10 protein-coding genes are annotated in these 18,042 nt (G+C 44.9%); 1 reads left to right on the forward strand and 9 read right to left on the reverse strand.

Translation table 11 applies throughout. From position 1 onward, the window contains the following. The first annotated feature begins 147 nt into the window (after window positions 1-147). A complete protein-coding gene (locus ACQKL6_RS16570) occupies window positions 148-1,878 on the forward strand; it encodes an AAA family ATPase (protein WP_427651499.1) in 1,731 nt (576 codons plus the stop codon). Between the two features lie 332 nt (window positions 1,879-2,210). Here the strand turns inward: ACQKL6_RS16570 and ACQKL6_RS16575 are convergent, their stop codons facing one another. The 9 genes from ACQKL6_RS16575 to ACQKL6_RS16615 all read right to left on the reverse strand — a co-directional run bounded on the left by ACQKL6_RS16575 (window position 2,211) and on the right by ACQKL6_RS16615 (window position 18,029). After that, window positions 2,211-3,557 (reverse strand): MFS transporter, encoded by a 1,347-nt coding sequence (locus tag ACQKL6_RS16575; protein WP_427651500.1) that lies wholly within the window; start codon window positions 3,555-3,557, stop codon window positions 2,211-2,213. Window positions 3,558-3,663: 106 nt separating this feature from the next. Further along, window positions 3,664-4,377 (reverse strand): 4'-phosphopantetheinyl transferase family protein, encoded by a 714-nt coding sequence (locus ACQKL6_RS16580; protein ID WP_427651501.1) that lies wholly within the window; start codon window positions 4,375-4,377, stop codon window positions 3,664-3,666. A 98-nt stretch (window positions 4,378-4,475) separates the two neighbouring features. Then, complete coding sequence (locus ACQKL6_RS16585) at window positions 4,476-5,927, reverse strand: MDR family MFS transporter (protein ID WP_427651502.1); 1,452 nt, start codon at window positions 5,925-5,927, stop codon at window positions 4,476-4,478. A gap of 2 nt (window positions 5,928-5,929) precedes the next feature. Then, on the reverse strand, window positions 5,930-6,151 hold the full coding sequence (locus ACQKL6_RS16590; protein ID WP_402875615.1) for an MbtH family protein: 222 nt from the start codon (window positions 6,149-6,151) through the stop codon (window positions 5,930-5,932). Further along, entirely contained in the window at window positions 6,148-13,344 is a 7,197-nt protein-coding gene (locus ACQKL6_RS16595; RefSeq protein ID WP_427651503.1) for an amino acid adenylation domain-containing protein, read from the reverse strand. The genes ACQKL6_RS16590 and ACQKL6_RS16595 overlap by 4 nt, the downstream gene beginning before the upstream one ends. A gap of 35 nt (window positions 13,345-13,379) precedes the next feature. Continuing rightward, window positions 13,380-14,288: an isochorismatase family protein gene (locus ACQKL6_RS16600; protein ID WP_427651504.1), complete on the reverse strand. Its 909-nt coding sequence runs from the start codon at window positions 14,286-14,288 to the stop codon at window positions 13,380-13,382. A 21-nt stretch (window positions 14,289-14,309) separates the two neighbouring features. Further along, a complete protein-coding gene (locus ACQKL6_RS16605; protein WP_427651535.1) occupies window positions 14,310-15,947 on the reverse strand; it encodes a (2,3-dihydroxybenzoyl)adenylate synthase in 1,638 nt (545 codons plus the stop codon). Between the two features lie 21 nt (window positions 15,948-15,968). Beyond that, window positions 15,969-17,186, reverse strand: a complete 1,218-nt coding sequence (dhbC, locus tag ACQKL6_RS16610; RefSeq protein ID WP_407406613.1) for an isochorismate synthase DhbC — start codon at window positions 17,184-17,186, stop codon at window positions 15,969-15,971. A 57-nt stretch (window positions 17,187-17,243) separates the two neighbouring features. Continuing rightward, complete coding sequence (locus tag ACQKL6_RS16615; RefSeq protein ID WP_427651506.1) at window positions 17,244-18,029, reverse strand: 2,3-dihydro-2,3-dihydroxybenzoate dehydrogenase; 786 nt, start codon at window positions 18,027-18,029, stop codon at window positions 17,244-17,246. Between the last annotated feature and the right edge of the window lie 13 nt (window positions 18,030-18,042).

The raw sequence follows: 18,042 nt of genomic DNA on the forward strand, positions 1-18,042 counted from the left end.
TATCCGACTCAGTCCTTAGGGAAATGCGATACCCCTCACACAAACCAAAACATGGAAGTATTTACCTTTATTTTTAGGACTTATGACCTATGGCTAACGCGTTTAAAAATTTTATACTGAATATATATTCTTAAAGGAGATGAAATATTGAACTCGAACTCAAAATTAGTTTCGAAGTTGCTGCCGTTCATAACGGTGTTCATTGTGATAATTGGTGTTATATCTTGGTACGTTGTGACTCAGTCAAAAGAAATGGTCGTTCCTTTCTCGTCCGTTGAAAAGACCATTCAGGCCCAAAATGGTGCCCTCGTCTCTATTGAAGAAAAGCGAAATGGAACACTTCATATCACTACACCAGAAGGTAAATATGTTTCTAACATCCCTCCGAACAGTCAAATGGTCAACAAACTAGTCGAAACTTATAACGTTCGCTATTCATTTTCATCGACAAATAAGTCTGCATTATGGATTTTAGGCGGATTGCTGGCGGCACTAGTCACAACCGCAATTATTATACAGAAGAAATCAAAAGGCGGTTTACGCGTAAAAAGCAAGAAACAAAATATCTCTACACCTAGAGCACTTCCCGATATAACTTTAGCCGATATAGGTGGTTTGCAACCCGAAATCAAACAAGAGATTCTGCAAACCCTCACCACTCTAAAAGAACCGGAACGTTCAGCTAAAATTGGGATCAAGCCTCCACAAGGCATCTTACTATACGGTCCTCCAGGAACCGGGAAAACATTATTGGCACAGGCCATTGCAAAAGAATTGGGCGCCAACTTCTTTTCGACTAGCGGTTCGGCCTTCAATGAAATGTTCGTTGGAGTGGGGGCAGCTCGTGTACGTAGCCTTTTCCAAAATGCCCGGAAACAATCACCTGCTGTAATTTTCATCGACGAAGTGGACGCATTGGCCGGTAAACGGAAAGCCCATGGTGGGGAAGAAGCTGAAAAAACCTTGACGGAACTTCTTGTCCAGTTAGACGGAGGCCATTCAAACGAAGGCATTCTATTCGTGGCAGCCACAAACAGAAAGGACATGCTTGATGAGGCATTTCTTCGTCCAGGCAGAATCGATTTCTCGTTCCAGGTGCCGATTCCTGATACAAACGGAAGAAAAGAAATCATTGCCATTCATACAAAAGGGAAGAAACTGGCGGCCGATGTCCTTTCTTCCTTGGATGAATTAGCTGAGAGTACATCCGGGTTCTCCGGGGCGGATTTACGTTCCTTGTTTGAAACAGCTTCTCGTCATGCGCTACGTCATGATCAGGAAATGATTCGCAAACAAGATCTTGATTACGCGATTGACCGGACCATTCTAGGGGCTACTTCCCGAACGTTGAGCGATATGGATACAAAGCGGCGGGTGGCCATTCATGAAAGTGGACATGCCCTGATTGCTGCCCTCACTAAACCGGGTTCTGTTCGAAAAGCGACCATCATCCCTCGTGGCGAGGCCCTTGGGTATGTGGCGCCGATTCCTAAAGAACTTCATTTAGCTACGGCAAGTGAGTTGCTAGATCAAGTGAAAATGATTTTAGCAGGCGGTGTCGCAGAAAGAATGTTTCTTGGTGAACATAGTGTCGGAGTTGGTGGCGACGTTCAACAGGCAAAGCATTTACTTGAACAAATGGTCGATACGGGCATGTTGCAAGACGGCTTCACCTTAACATTCAATAAAGGTGAGAAAGAACAAAAAATGCAAGCCCTTTTCACCCAGGCCATTCAAGAAACGGAAAAACTGATCGAATCAAACCGTCCACAATACGAAAAGCTTGTAGAGGTCCTGTTGAAAAAAGAGACGATTGACGGCACAGAGGTCCAAAATATAGTGGATGTACAAGAGCCAAAGGTTCTTTCGTTTTCATAAGGTCTTAATATATAGGCAAAGAACCCAATCTGAATGTTCAAATTGGGTTCTTTTTTTTGATGGTCCTTGGTCTAGCTATGAATAATGACCGGATTTTCCCTACTTTTATGACTGCATCCCATTGAACAATATTTATTTGATGCAGTTCTTGGTTTAAAGGGTCGATTACATGATTCACAATGTCTTATTGGATATTTTATATAAGCCTTTCCCTTACACGATTGAGAGCAATACTTAGCATCTGCATTATAGCTTTTGAATCTCTTGTCACATACTTGGCAAGTATACTCAGCCAAAATCCCATCCCTCCTTTGACGCGATCAATAAAGTATTCAAATAATCTTTTGATATCGTTTGGGAGAAGAGAGTTCAAGATTCATGGTGTTATTATATTTATTTTGGACAAGACTAATGGAGATCGCCGCAATAAAAGCGGGAATCGCAAAGCTGAGGAAGTTTATATAAATAGGCAACTCCCACTCGATTAACAGCCCACCGATTGTTGGTCCCACTATAGCCCCAAACCTACCTATACCTAATGCCCACCCCAGTGCTGTCGACTTTATCTGTGTCGGATAGAACATGGAGATATAAGCATTGTTTAAATTTTGCGATCCAATTGTCGCAGCCCCTGCTATTGCCACCAAAACATATAGAAAGAATGACCCTGGTTTAAAACCAAGGAGGAGCAAGCAGACCGCGCCTATACTGAAGTAACTGATCAACACTCGTTTTGAGCCAATTCGATCTGCTAGCCAACCCCCGCATACCGAACCGACGATTGCTCCAATGTTCAAGCAACAAAGAAACAGCAGGCTGGAATTCAACGGATAGCCCGCTTTAATCATCAGTTGAGGCAACCACGTACCCAATCCATATACCATTAGCAATCCCATAAAGCATGCGATCCAAAACATGATGGTGGATCTTCCACGGCGATTCTCGAAGAGCTTTACCACTGGAACACCGGAAGTTGATAAATTCATGATAAATCGATCTGCATCATGGGGAACATAGGAGGGATTTAAACGAGCCACTATTCCCTTCGCTTTTTCATAGTCTCCCTTTTCCACATAATAATAAAGGGATTCAGGTAAAGATTTAATTAAAAAGGGAATGGCCAATAATGGAATGGCCCCTATGAAAAACATCCATTCCCATCCCAACTCCGGAATGACCTTCATTCCGAAAAGAGAGACTAATATACCTCCAATCGAATATCCGCTGAACATGATACCCACCATCATATTCTTAATCGGCTTGGGAGAATATTCAGAGGTGAGCACCACCAATAACGGCGGAATGCCGCCCAAACCAAGCCCTGCAAGAAAACGGTATATCGCAAAATCTACCGGTCCCTTCGCTAAACCTGTCAATAGAGTAAACGAACCAAAAATAGCAACACAAGCTATGATTACTTTCTTTCTCCCTACTTTATCCGCTACGATCCCGCAAATAAGTGAGCCTATTAAACCACCTACCAACGTCAAACTCCCTATCAATCCCAAGATGCCCGGTGCGGTCCCCCATTCTTGACTTAAGGTTGGAATGACGGCTCCATAAACGACTAGATCATATCCATCGAAAAGGATGAGAAAAGTACACCATAGTAAAACAGTTAAATGAAAAGAGTTAACCTTACTCCCTTCTATAACCTGGGCAACATTAATTTGTTTCACATTTCATTCCTCCATCAGTAATAGGATCTATACCAGACTTAGGCCAAAGGCCATTGTTTTTATCTCGTCCCTATCTAAGCACCGTTTTCCAACGCCCTGTACATATTCAGGAATGAACATTCAAACTCTCGCATACATCCTGAAACGTGACACATGTCGGTTCATTTCTAAATTGATTTGCATTGGCATGATGGGCGCAAACAGATAAACAGTAGTGATTGTCTATTGTGTACTGTCTGCATATGTAATCCCTAATCTGTCCTTCTGTTTCCATATCTGTGATTTGGATGGATCCATTGCTACACTTTTTCATAGAAAACCCCTGTAATGGCATGGATAAGCCTTCACCAACCGCTTTCACATAACTCTCTTTCAAGGTCCAGATGTCATAAAAGGCACCAAGGCCGCCTTCTCTATCATTCAAAACGTATTGATACTCTTCTTTAGTAAAAAGCACTTTGGCGAGGGGTAAATCAAATGGTCCTATGTATTCTATATCCACACCCACTGCGTCATCATGAACCACACACACTACATATTCACCAGAGTGGGAGATATTATAGTGGAAGGAAGGAAAGTCACATAAAAACGGCTTGCCATATTCATTCGTTTGAATTCTCAGTTCCCTATCCATCGAGCCATATCGTTCTTTTAATGCGAAACGCACCAACAAATCCCCAATCAGGGAACGATATGCATCATCAGTCTTCACAAACCTTTTCAATCGGCTCTGCCTTTCTTTTGAAACATGAACAAGCAAATTGTCTATATCCGCATTTTCCCTGCTCGCAGGCAATTTACAACTATATAGTTCAATCACATCTAGCCCCCCTTTTATACTCTTCAAACAAATAAATAGGGGCCGCTGATTAGAATCACAGCAACCCTCTATTTCAAGCATCTCCATCTGGAATTTTGTCACTTACTCATTCTGACTGGTTCTGTCTTAGGAATTTCAGTCGATTGCTGACTTGGCAAGATGCTCTTAAAGTCTTCTTTCTTCAGACGTAATGAGATAGTAATACCTATAACAAGAAAGACTGATGAGCCAAGGAGAGCATATTGATAGGATGCCAAGTTACTCTGTTCTATTCCGTTCCTTGCCACCTCGCTTGTCCCCAAGGCTCCCAACACACTCGCTAGTACGGCTACCCCAACAGCTGAGCCGAATCGATTCTGGACATTGAATAATGTAGTTGCCCTTCCCATCGATGCTGAAGTAATATTCGTGAAAATGGAAGACTGTACAGCAATCACTGCATGTCCCAAGCAGATGCCGACACTAAATAATAAGAGTCGTAAAGACCAAGGATTCGCTGTCGGACCAACAATACTGATGAGGACAAAGATTAAGGCCGTCCCAAGTAGCCCAAGGCAGATCACCTGCTGGCCATTCAATTTCTTGAAAGTCCAAGGAATCATCCTGGATGCTACCATAAGCCCCAATGCTTCAGGAAAAGTGGCCATTCCACTATCCAGGGCAGAGGCATTCATGGCATTCTGATACATTAACGGGAATATAAAGAGCATGCCCATTAATGCTGCTTGCGATAATAGAGAAATAAGGCCAAGGGAACGGAACAATTTGTCCGATAATAGGCTTAAATCCAGCATGGGTTCCTTGACCCGTAATTCTCGCCATACAAACAAACAGACAAGTATGAAGCCAATCAGTCCCGTATACATAATGACTGGAGAACTCCATCCCTTTGAAGGACCGGTACTCAGTGCATACATGACCATCGACAAACCGGCAGCTGATAACAGAAATCCTGTCAGGTCAAGCCTGCCGGCCGATGGCTCTTTATGTTCCTTCAAGAACAGCAACCCGATGAGGAAAGCGATGATTCCAAAAGGAATGTTGATATAAAAAGCCCAGCTCCAAGATAGTTGTTCTGCAAAGAAACCACCGACAACCGGACCAATGGCTGGTGCAAAGGCAATGGGCAAGACAAGGGTCCTTGACACTTTCATTCGTTCTTTCTGAGAAAATGTCCTAAATAAGATTGCCATTCCTACTGGAGTAAGGAGTCCACCGCCTGCACCCTGCAAGGCCCGAAATAAGGTCAAGGTCTCTAGGTTTGTCGCAAATCCGCATAGAAGGGAAGCGAGTGTGAAAACCCCAAGTGCCAATAGGAAAATTTTCTTGGTACCATATCGATCCCCAAGCCACCCCGATATAGGGAGAAAGACCGCGAGGCTTACTAAGTAGCCTATATTAATACCGCTTGTGGCTGAGGGGATGACATTGAATTCCTGGCCGATGACGGGAAGAATGACATTGACGATCGTGCCGTCCATCGAAACCATGAACATGGCAATCACATAAACCATGCAAACGACTAATTTAGGATTCTCGTGTATGCGCACGTTCACTTTACGCCATCAAGGCTCGATACGAGCTTTAGGCTCTTAGGCTGAAGATCCGTCCAGTTGGCATTAATATAGTCCAAGCAATTCTTTTTGCTTTCTTCTCCATAAATGGTGGACCAACCTTCTGGTATGTCCAAAAAGGCAGGCCAAAGGGAATGCTGACCTTCTTCATTTATCAATACTTTATACGTACCATTCTCGTTCTCAAAAGGGTTAGTCATTCTTTATCTCCACCTTCATTAATTAGTGCGTAATTTTTTTTCATATTTGAAAGCTTGTTTGCAATCACCTGTCCGATTTCCGCAAGTGGCTCAGGTTGACACATATCCTTATGACGGCACTCAATATCATGTTGTTCAATCCATCCATTTATATATGGTTTCCATGTATCCGTTGAAAGGCTAGGGAACCATTCTGGTATGAGTGTTGATTTAAAGAACAAAACATTACCATTGAACACTCCTGGTTCATATTCACCCATGATTCGAACAGAATTCACATAGGTTTCCTTCAGGTTAAGGATTGTCTTTTCTTCCAAACTAGCTAATGCACTTCCATCTTGGCGCAGAATTTCTATGGCACCATCATCATTTAATGGCTTGTCTCCTAAACTATCAGGATCATACCCACCCAAGGCAAGCAGGGCGATCAATGCTTCCTCATCACCAGGAGCATGAGTAGTCGGCAAAAATTGACTTGGAAATGCATCCAGAATGGCCACAAGTTGGACTTCTTCCCCCTCGTTTTGCAGTTGGGTAGCCATGGCATGCACGACATTTCCACCCAGTGACCAACCCAATAAACGATAAGGGCCTTTTGGCTGGATTTTGCGGAGATGTTCGATATAATCTGCTGCCATCTCTACCAGTGTTTCCGGATAGCGCTCACGCTCAGAAATCCCCCGAGCTTGCAGTCCATATATTGGGTAATCTGGACCAAGAGCCGTCATTAGCCCGGCGTAGCACCAGCTCAATCCTCCCGCTGGGTGTATACAGAACAGTGGAAGTTCCTCGCCACTTTTGCGTAGTGGCAACAAGACATCCAAAGCACTCTGACTCGAACCCATTTCAAGCCTTTCTGCTAGGCCAGCTACTGTCGGCTCTTCAAATAAGTTTCCGATGCTCAATTCAACGCCAAGCGCTTCACGTATCTTACTCATCAGCTGGACGGCAAGCAGGGAATGCCCTCCCAGATCAAAGAATCCATCATCGATTCCAACGTGTGGAACATCAAGAATTTCCATGAACAGTTTACATAAGATTTCTTCCTGTGGGGTCCTTGGTCCACGCCCTGAAACGGCTGCACCGAAATCGGGTACTGGCAACGCCTTTCGATCCAACTTTCCATTTGCCGTCAAAGGCAAATCGGCCATTTGGACAAATGCAGATGGAATCATGTAATCTGGAAGGCTTGCTGCCACAAACCGACGTAACTCGGCTGGATTGAAAACAGCATTTGCCGCTGGCACAGCATAAGCCACCAATCTCTTATCACCTGGGTGATCTTCACGAACGATGACGGCAACTTGCTCCAGATAAGGACACTGGACAAGTAATGATTCAATTTCTCCCAGCTCGATACGGAAACCGCGAATCTTGATTTGGTGATCGGCCCGTCCCATATAGTCCAATGAGCCATCAGCACGCCATCTGGCTAAATCTCCGGTCCGATACATCCTGGTTCCTGATGGACCGAATGGATTAGCAACAAAACGCTCTGCCGTCAAACCATGGCGCCCAAGATACCCGCGGGCCAAACCTGAACCAGAGACATACATCTCCCCAGTTACTCCTGCAGGTACCGGTTGTAGGCTCGCATCCAAAATATACACCCCAAGATCCGGTATGGCACAGCCTATGAGACTGTTCGCCTTCACGGCGGTGACTTCCCTGTTAAGCTCCAGATAACTTACATGAACGGTCGTTTCCGTAATTCCATACATATTAATCAATCGTGGCGCAGTTTCCGGATGACGGCTATACCAATCCTCCAAGCGGCTTAGTTCAAGTGCCTCCCCACCATAAATCACATACCGTAACGTTAGATTCTGTCCAAGTTCCGGCTTGTTACGATCCGCCTGCATTAATTGATAAAAGGCAGATGGGGTCTGGTTAAGAACCGTGACTCCTTCATCCACAAGGAGCTGTAAAAACTCTTCTGGTGACCGGCTGATTGAATGAGATACAACTATAAGCTTCCCGCCATGAAGAAGCGCCCCCCATATTTCCCATACCGAAAAATCGAAAGCATAAGAGTGGAACATCGTCCAAACATCATCCGAATTGAACTGGTACCAGTCTTCTGTCGACCCAAAGAGCCGGACTACATTTTGATGGGGGACGACTACCCCTTTCGGTACACCCGTTGAACCTGAAGTATAAATAATATAAGCTGCGTTTAATGGTGATAAAGGCTGTTTCCGTTCACGATCTAGTGGGTTATCTGTTGAATATCGTGACATTTCCACTAACGTTCTAGGATCGTCCAATACAATTTGTTGGATATCACGCAGATTTGGAAGGCTAGTTACCACACTGGAACTTGTAAGGACGTAGCTAGGCTTCGCATCCTGAAGCATGAAAGACAATCTGTCGATAGGATATTCAGGATCTAGAGGCAAATAAGCCGCCCCCGCCTTCAGTACAGCGAGTATGCCAACCACCATATCCAATGATCTTGGTGTGGCCAATGCTACAAATTGCTCCGATGCAACCCCTTTAGCCATTAGCAGACGGGCAAGCTGGTTTGCCCTATGATTTAGCTCTTCATATGTTAGGGATTCATCTTCATATACAGCAGCGATTTTATCTGGATACCTGTTCACTTGTTCTTCAAACAAAGCTGGTAAACAGGAATCAGGGATTTCTTCACCATGCTGATTCCAATCAACAAGAATTTCTTGACGTTCTTTTGGCTCCAATATTTCCAATCGTCCGATTGTCTGGTCCGGGTCCATTACAGCCCCCTCTAATACTCGTACGAATCGGTTAAGCATCCTTTCGATGGTTTCAGGTTTATATAGATCTGCACTATATTCAAGAAACCCGCTCATTCCATCCGGTTTTCCTGTATCATCATGCATTTCCCGAATCTCAATCGTCATATCGAATTTGGAAGTCCCCACACTATATAGCTCTAGGTTGGAATGAATGCTCGGAAGCTCTAGCTTTGGCTCAGGCGTATTCTGCAGGGCAAGCATGATTTGGAATAATGGATGCCTAGATCGTGAACGTGGTGGATTCAGTTCTTCTACCAAGCGTTCAAAAGGCAAGTCTTGATGTTCATACGCCTGTAAATCAACGTTCCTTACCCTTTCAAGAAGTTCACGGAAAGTTGGGTCTCCAGAAGTATCCGTACGGAGCACCAGGGTATTAATAAATAATCCGACTATTTCGCTCAAAGCATCGTCGCTTCGCCCTGCAATCGGACTTCCAATCGGAATGTCCGTACCCGCTCCAAGGCGAGTAAGCAAGGTCGCAAGTCCCGCCTGCAATACCATGAATAAGCTGACTCCGTTTTCACGAGCCACATCCACTAATCTACGATGCAGGACAGGAGAAATCATAAACTTCAATGTATCCCCCTTATAGCTTGGTTCGATAGGCCGAGGGAAATCCATAGGCAACTCCAACTGATCGGGAAGATTCGCCAGTGTCTCCTTCCAATAATCAAGCTGTTCTTTCACTAAGCTAGCTTCATCGTTCTCTTTTCCCAACAATTCTTCCTGCCAAAGCGCATAATCCGCATATTGGACAGGAAGAGGAGTCAAGTTAGGTATCTCTCCAAGAATCCTGGCTTTATAAGCCGCAGACAAATCTCGCGTAAGAGGGGTAAGGGACCATCCATCGGCTACAATGTGATGTAAAAGTAAAACTAACACATGCTGATCCGGTTCCACTGAGAAAAGCTGAGCATAAATGGATGGCTCCACAGCGAGATTAAAGCTATAACGCGTAGCGACTGCAATCTCCGCATCCAGGTCCGCCGCTTTTACTCTAGTTATTAACAATTCAACCCGGGCCTCAGAAGGGTCAATGATGCTTTGATGGGCATTCCCCTCCGTTACTGGAAAAATCGTCCGTAACGTATCATGATGAGCAACCAGGTCATTGATTGCTGCCTCGAGAGCATTCGTATCAAGGTTTCCTGATAATTCTATGACCAACGGAATATTATAGGTTGGACTAGGGCCTTCAAGACTGTGTAGGAACCACAATCTCCTCTGTGCAAAGGAAAGGGGTATCTTTTTGGGCTTACTCGTTTTTTTCACGGGCAATCGGGCACTTTTTCCATTGGAGAGCTGTTTTGCAAGACCCGCCACGGTCGGTGACTCAAAAATCTTGCCTATGCCGAGTTCCACTCCGAATGTATTGCGTATTCGTGCCATCAGAGTTGATGCTAGGAGTGAATGCCCACCTAAATTAAAGAAGCTATCATCAATTCCTACTCTAGATAGACCCAGAACTTCAGCAAACAACTCGCTCAAAATTTCCTCTTGCGGTGTTCTTGGTGCTCGGTCTGAAATCAGCGAGTAGAGATCGGGCACGGGCAATTCTTTACGATTAAGCTTCCCATTTGGAGTTAGCGGCAACTCTTGCATCTCAACGATTGCCGATGGAATCATATAATCCGGAAGACTACTGCCCACAAATGCACGAAGTTCCCCTGGATCCACTTTCGAATCCAGCGAAGGAACAATATAAGCCACAATTCGTTTATCACCCGGAATCTCCTCGCGAACAATCACGGCCGCTTGTAAAACCTCAGGATGTTGGACAAGCTTTGCCTCGATTTCTCCAAGCTCGATCCGGAAGCCACGTATTTTAATTTGATGATCAGCGCGACTAATATAATCCAGTGAACCATCCACCCTCCAACGAACCAAATCACCTGTACGGTACATCCGGCTGCCCTTAGGACCATTCGGGTTGGCAACAAAACGCTCTGCTGTTAAATCCGGGCGACCTAAATACCCCCGGGCTAGCCCTTTCCCTGCAATATACAATTCCCCAACGATTCCGGGAGGGACTGGTTGTAAACCTGCATCGAGTACAAACACCTGTGTATTCCAAAGGGGTGATCCTATGACGGGCATGCCTGTCTGTCTGGAATCCAGCTTTTTAGATGTCGACCATATCGTCGTTTCAGTTGGACCATATAAGTTGGTTACTTCACACCCTAAATCCTTTAATGCAGTGGCTAAACTAATGGAAAGAGCCTCCCCACCAACAAGGACCTTAAGCCCCTTGATTACATCTGGATAATTGGATACCATGGCATGCCAAAGCGTCGGTGTCGCCTGCATGATGGTAATATCATGTTCGGTAATGATGTCTGCCAACGCCTTGGGTTCTTGAATCTTCTCCTTGGCTGCAACGACGCAGCTGGCTCCATTAAGAAGTGGCAGGTACATTTCTAAAACGGATATATCAAATGCGATGGTAGTGACCGCCAGAAGCCTATCTTCTTGATTTAAGGAAAACTGGCTTTGCATGGAAGAAAGGAAATTAATCAAGCCTCCTGATTGAATGACGACACCTTTCGGATTCCCTGTGGAACCGGATGTATAGATCATATAAGCTGGGTTAAGAGGTGATAGGGCTCCATTCCTCTTTGACTCATCCACATTTCCATCGGGATATTTTCCTGATGAAAGGGCATGCTCTGCCTCATCCAATAAGATGAGTTCCGTTTCACCACCACTTGGTAGTTTTGAAGCAATTTCACGGTTTGTTATTAGACAAATAGGCTTCGCGTCGTTCAATATGTATTCAATGCGGTCAATGGGATAATCGGGATCGATTGGTAAATATGCAGCCCCTGTCTTTAATACGCCCAACATGACCACGACCATGTTCGCAGAGCGCGGTAAAGCAATCGCCACGAATTTTTCCGGACCTAGATCTTTTTCCAATAAAAGATGGGCAAATTGATTGGCACGCTTATTCAATTCCTCATAACTAAGGACCGTCTTTTCATCTACCAGGGCTGTTAGGTATGGGCTTTTAGCTACTTGTTTTTCAAACAGGCTTGGCAAGTTGGCAGAAGGAATCTCCTCGGCGGTTTGATTCCACTGATGCATGACCCTCTCACGTTCTTCTGGTAAAAGCACTTCAAGTTCCCCGATCATCTGGACCTCTTCTGCAGTGGCCACCTTCTCGAGCAACCTTAAGAATCGGGTATGGTGAATGCCTAGCTCTTCCAAATCGTACACTTCCGGGTTAGCATCCAAATCGATTCTTAATCCATTTCCATCAGACTTGTCATATATGTTTATCGATATGTCATCGACCGGGCCTGTAGCCAGCTTATGTGTAATGGCTTGATTACCCGCAAAGTCCAATCCATAATCAAAAGGCATGACATTGATTTGCGGACCGAATAATCTTTGATTATCTCCAAGAAGCTTAAGGTCACGGCGAAGTTCTTCATGTCTATAGTTTTGATGGCGGCGGATATGACGCACTTCGCTTGATACTTGCTTCACTACTTCCTTCAACGCCATATCCGGTCGAACGGTTATACGCAGTGGAAGTAAGTTCATCACCATACTCGGAATATTGATTGAAGCAGAGCCTAAACGCCCCATCATCGGCAGGGAGAGGATGACGTCTTCCGTTCCCGTCAGACGATGAATATATACAGCAGTGACAGCCATGGCCACTTCATGCCACGTCCCCGAATATTTATGAGCATTTTTTTTAAAGGATTGTGTGGCAACAGTCGATAAATAACCCGTTTGGCTAAGAAAACCGTTAGATGTCCTAGGAGCCCGTTCAGCAAGGCTCATGACTTCCGGTTGATCAGCAAAGCGCTCCAGCCAAAACTGACGATCGGCTTCGAATTTCTCGGACGCCCTGTATCTAGCATCTTCCTCCAATAGCTTAACGAAAGGACTAAAGGCTGCCTCTTCACATGGTCGACCTTGGACAAGTGCCGTATACAGCTTCGCGACCCGCTGCGATATTAGTGAAAATCCAAAGGCGTCCATTACTATATGATGAATCCGCTGATACCAGAAATACCGTTCTGGTCCAACCTTAAACAATGCTTGAGAGTAAAGGCTGTCCGTTTTTAAGTTAATGGGGTGAAGCAGGTCTTCTCTCATCCATTGCAAGGCCTTCTCTTCAGGATTATCTTGATCGCTTACATCCAAGAACTGAAAGGGTAGTTCAGTGGAGTCCACCAGGACTTGATAAGGTCCGCTTTGGTCCTCCCCAAATTGAATATGTAAACTTTCTGCCTCCCTTACTGCCTGCATGAGCGCTGCTTCAAACTTACTTACTTCCATTTTCCCTTTAATCTCTATGTATTCACCCGTATTGTAAATCGGGTTATCCGGCTCTAGTTGCTGCGCAAACCATATGCCTGACTGTGCGCCGGACAATGCCATGCGAGTTTTTTGGTTCTCCATATTACTCACCTCATTTACCTCCTTTTCACATCGGATCAAGCTAAAACTTTCTGGGAAGATAGCAGGTTCCACCAATCAGCAATTGTCGGTTTCTCAGCCATTTGCATGAAATTGATTTCCGCCCCTTTTCCTCTCAACATTTCCACAAGGCTCATCATGCGAATGGAGTCCATTCCTCTATCGATTAAATCCTCATGATCTTCAAGACCTTCTGAAGGGTCTTCGCCAAGAAGGTCGAAAATCATCATCCTTAATTCCTCTATTGTCCAATCGGCTCCTTCCTGACTAGCAGGTGATGATTGTTCACTAACTTGTAATTGATCAAGCAACTGAAGCGTTGAAGTTGTAAACGCACATCGCTCTGCGGCATATTTCAGGGCCATTTTATGTTCTTCCAACGAAAAATCAGCGACCGCATCGGCCACCAGGAATGGTTGTATATCTTGCATAAACGCTTCGCTTGCCGTTAAAAGGCATCCAATATGGGCATATACTCCACAAATAATAAGTTGATCACGTCCCTGTTCTTCCATTAATTCAAGAAGATTGGTTCGTTTGAATGCACTGTATCTCCACTTAGTCAGCATGATGTCGTCACCAGACGGAGCAACGTCGCCCACGATTCTTGTCTGGTTCGGGTCATCATCGAGCCCCGTTCCCCAAAAATCTGTTAGGAGCGCACGGTCCTTAGGATTTTGATCTCCCGGTTGCGCCGTATAAACTACCGGTATGCCTAATTCCACACAACGATCCTTGATGGTTGTTATGTTCTTCAATAGTTCCGGTATGGGTGAATCATTTTTTTCGAAAAAATCGATAAAATATTGTTGCATATCATGAATGAGAAGAACCGAACGCTTCGGTTCCGCCTTCCATGCCACCTTATTTTTTGGTAAATCAGATTCAACTGGCATTGCATATGGTGTGATAGCGGGAATAGCCATCAAATCACTCCTTTTTCTAATTTATTTTAATAATGTTGCTATTTTACGTTCATTTAGCTTGTCAGAAATGATTTGTCGAAGTGCCTTTTTGCTTACTTTTCCTAATGGCGTTTTAGGAAAGGTCTCGATGAATTCCACTCGGTCGGGAATTTTAAATGTAGCCAGACCCCTATCCTTCAAGAACTGTTTGAGCTCTCTGGCTTTAGGGGTTTCCCCCCTTGGTATCACGAATGCGCATGACCGCTCCCCAAGGTATTCATCAGGCATCGAGACAATGGCTGCATCATGAACGGCTTCATGGGCCAGCAGATGGTTTTCCACTTCTTCTGCCGCAATTTTTTCGCCACCTCGATTGATTTGATCCTTATCTCGGCCCTCAACGACTAAATAGCCTGAAGAATTTATGCTTACCAAGTCACCCGTACGGTAAAATCCATCTTTAGTAAAGGCCTTCTCATTATGTTCCGGTGCCTTGTAATAACCGCAAATCGTATAAGGCCCCCTTGTCAATAATGTCCCTACTTCACCGGGCGCAACTTCCTTATCTTCTTCATCAACCACACGAATTTCATCAAATTCTGACATTGGACTTCCTTGAGTGTTCACGATGAGCTCATTTGAATCATCAAGCCTCGTATAATTCACTAGTCCTTCCGCCATGCCGAATACTTGCTGTAATTTACACTGAAAGGCCGGGCCTACTCGACGGGCGGCCTCAGCGCTAAACTTCGCTCCTCCAACTTGCATCACTTGAAGGCTTGATAAATCATCATTACGGGATGAAACGGCTTCAAGCCATCTCAATGCAAGGGGCGGTACGAGTGCGGTAATCGTCGCACCATGTTTTTCAATGAGAGGAAATGCTTCATCAGGGCTAGGACCAGGTGAAAGGACAACCTGTCCCCCACCATATAATGTGCCTAGGATGCCAGGAGAACTCATCGTAAAGTTATGGGCGATAGGAAGCACCGCTAGATAGATGCTATCTTGATTGATTCCGCAAATTTCAGCACTTAACCTTAAACTGTATATGTAATCATCATGTGTTCTTGGAATTAACTTTGATAAACCCGTACTTCCGCCGGATAACTGTAGGAAAGCGACATCACTAGACTGGACGATTGTTTCCACCAATTCGTCAGGTTCTCCGTATAAACCTTCCAAACTTGTGAACTCCTCTGCGTCCCCTGTCACAATCACATTCAACAAGCTATCATTCTTACTTTGAACGCCTCGGGCAAGTGTTCTGTAGTCAAATCCACCATGTTTATCTGGAATGATGTAAGCAACGGCTTCAGTGAACTCGCAAAAATACCCGATTTCATTGCTGCGATGGGAAGGAAGGGCATATACAGGAAGAGCCCCGATCCTGAATAAGGCGAAAATGACTTCAAAAAACTCAACGACATTAGGAAGCTGGATGACGACCCTGTCATTCTTCTTTATCCCTAACTTTTGAAGGCCGACCGCTAACCGATCGGCACGGTCGTCCAACTCTGCATAAGTCAGGTTTCTTTCCCCCCCGGTAATGGCAATCCAATCTCCATGCTCCTTGGCACGGTCACGTAGTATGCCGCCAAAGGTCTCCCCTTTCCAACAACCTTCTTTTCTATATAAATCAGCCAAATCCTTAGGCCACGAAGTAAAACCTTCTAACATCATCTTTCCCCTCCATGCCAATTACTTTGATAATTCCGTATCAATCCCCATTGCGCGAAGCATGGTTTGAAACTTAGCCGAAGTTTCGGCAAGTTCTTCTTCCGGTTTAGATTCTCCGACCACGCCGGCTCCGGCAAACAAACGAAGCGCCTTTTCTTCCACTTCTGCGCATCGAATCGTGACGATCCATTCACCGTCACCATTTGCATCACACCATCCAACCATTCCCGTGAAATATCCCCGATCGAAAGGTTCAATCTCCAAGATGGATTCCCTTGCCCGCTCAAACGGCGAACCGCATACGGCAGGAGTCGGGTGAAGCGCAATGGCAAGCTCCAAAGAAGAAGTTTCAGGATCCGCAAGTTCCCCCTTCACTTCTGTCGATAGATGCCACATTGTCTCTGTACTTATTACCGATGGGCTTTTGGGGACTTCCATCTTCTTGAAAAATGGACGAAGTGCTTCCGCCACTGCCTCTACTACGACAGCATGTTCATGTAAATCTTTTGAAGAAGAAAGCAATTCCTTCGAACGTCTTTGATCTTCCACTGGATCGTCACTTCGCGGTCGGGAGCCTGCCAACGGATTAGCCACCACGTGTAAGCCAGTTCTTGAAACTAGTAGTTCCGGGCTTGCGCCGATTAATGTTTTGGTGCAAACGCTTGAATCTTCTTGCTCTCCCAAATCAACGGCAAATGTATAACCCTTTGTATTTTGTCTTGCCAAGTTATGAAGCAACTCATTGATATTTACACTTATCGAAGATGTAAGTTGCAAGGACCGAGCCAAGACGATTTTGTCCAGATGACCACTGGCTATCTGTACTAGTCCTTCTTCGACACCTTCTTTATATTGGGCAGGCTCTGGAACCGATTTAATTTGGTATGTAGGGACTGAATCCGTCTCCACTGTTCTACTAGGACCATATTCTTGAACACGTACAGTTGAATGTATCGTCTCTGGCACATGCAGATTAGCGGGCTTCTTATAATCGAACGGTATGGCGCCGGTGACGATTGGATTATCCTGTCCAAGCCTTTTTGCTCGCTCCAACGTTGCTGCAACCCTGTTAGCAAGATCCTCCATCTGATTCTCTTTTTCTTCATTTCCCGGAACCGTTAGCAAGGAACCTTTTCCCAATAAGGTTTGGTTCGGGCTTGATAGAAAGAAGTCGCCATCTTGGTAATCTTCCAACATCGGTTTTTCCAATACAGTCGAATTATATGGATGTTTAGTCATGTGCTATAACCCCTTCGTTATTGAATAGTCAGATATTATAGTGGTCTTCCGAGCTTATTAGACTCCTAATGTAGCTCCACCATCTACACAAAGATTACTCATGGTAATATGATTTGATTGGTCGGATATGAAGAAAAGAATGGCATCGACAATGTTAGAAGGTTCCGCAATTTTTTTCAGTGGAATTCCTACTTTATATAATTCAGGCATGCCATCGATGACCGATTTTACCCCATTATCACCTTCCCATAAAGACCACTGCATTTCCGTAGCGGTCGAACCAGGAGCAACGATGTTACAACGAATATTATGCTGAGCTAATTCCAAGCCTAGGCACTTAGTAAACATGGTGGCCGCTGCCTTGGATGCCGCATAGGCCGCTAAATTGATTCGTGGGACACTCGCTGCATTGGAACCCACTGTAACAATCGAACCTTTTTTCCTGTTTATCATATGTTTACTCACGGAACGGGAGACATTGAAGACACCAGTGGAATTGACGGCAAAAGTCCTTTGCCAGTCTTGATCACTATAGGACTCGATTAGCCCCGGGCTAAGAACCCCGGCTACATTCACCAATATTTCTATTGGACCAATCTCTCGCTCGACCGTATCAACAATGCGGTCGATGGCTGGACTATCACTTACATCTGCTGAAAACCCATATACCTCTAAACCTTCAGACTTCAAGGCATCTACGTGTTTCTGTAATTTATCTGTTTGGAAGTCAACCGCCGCTACTACGATACCAAGTTTGGCTAACGACTGAACGACTGCACCTCCAATCCCTTGTGCTCCTCCCGTTACGAGTGCCACTTTCCCCTTACATTCCTGAAAGTACATACTTAACTCTCCC

It is taken from the genome of Peribacillus sp. NPDC097197 (assembly GCF_050278025.1).
GTDB lineage: Bacteria > Bacillota > Bacilli > Bacillales > DSM-1321 > Peribacillus.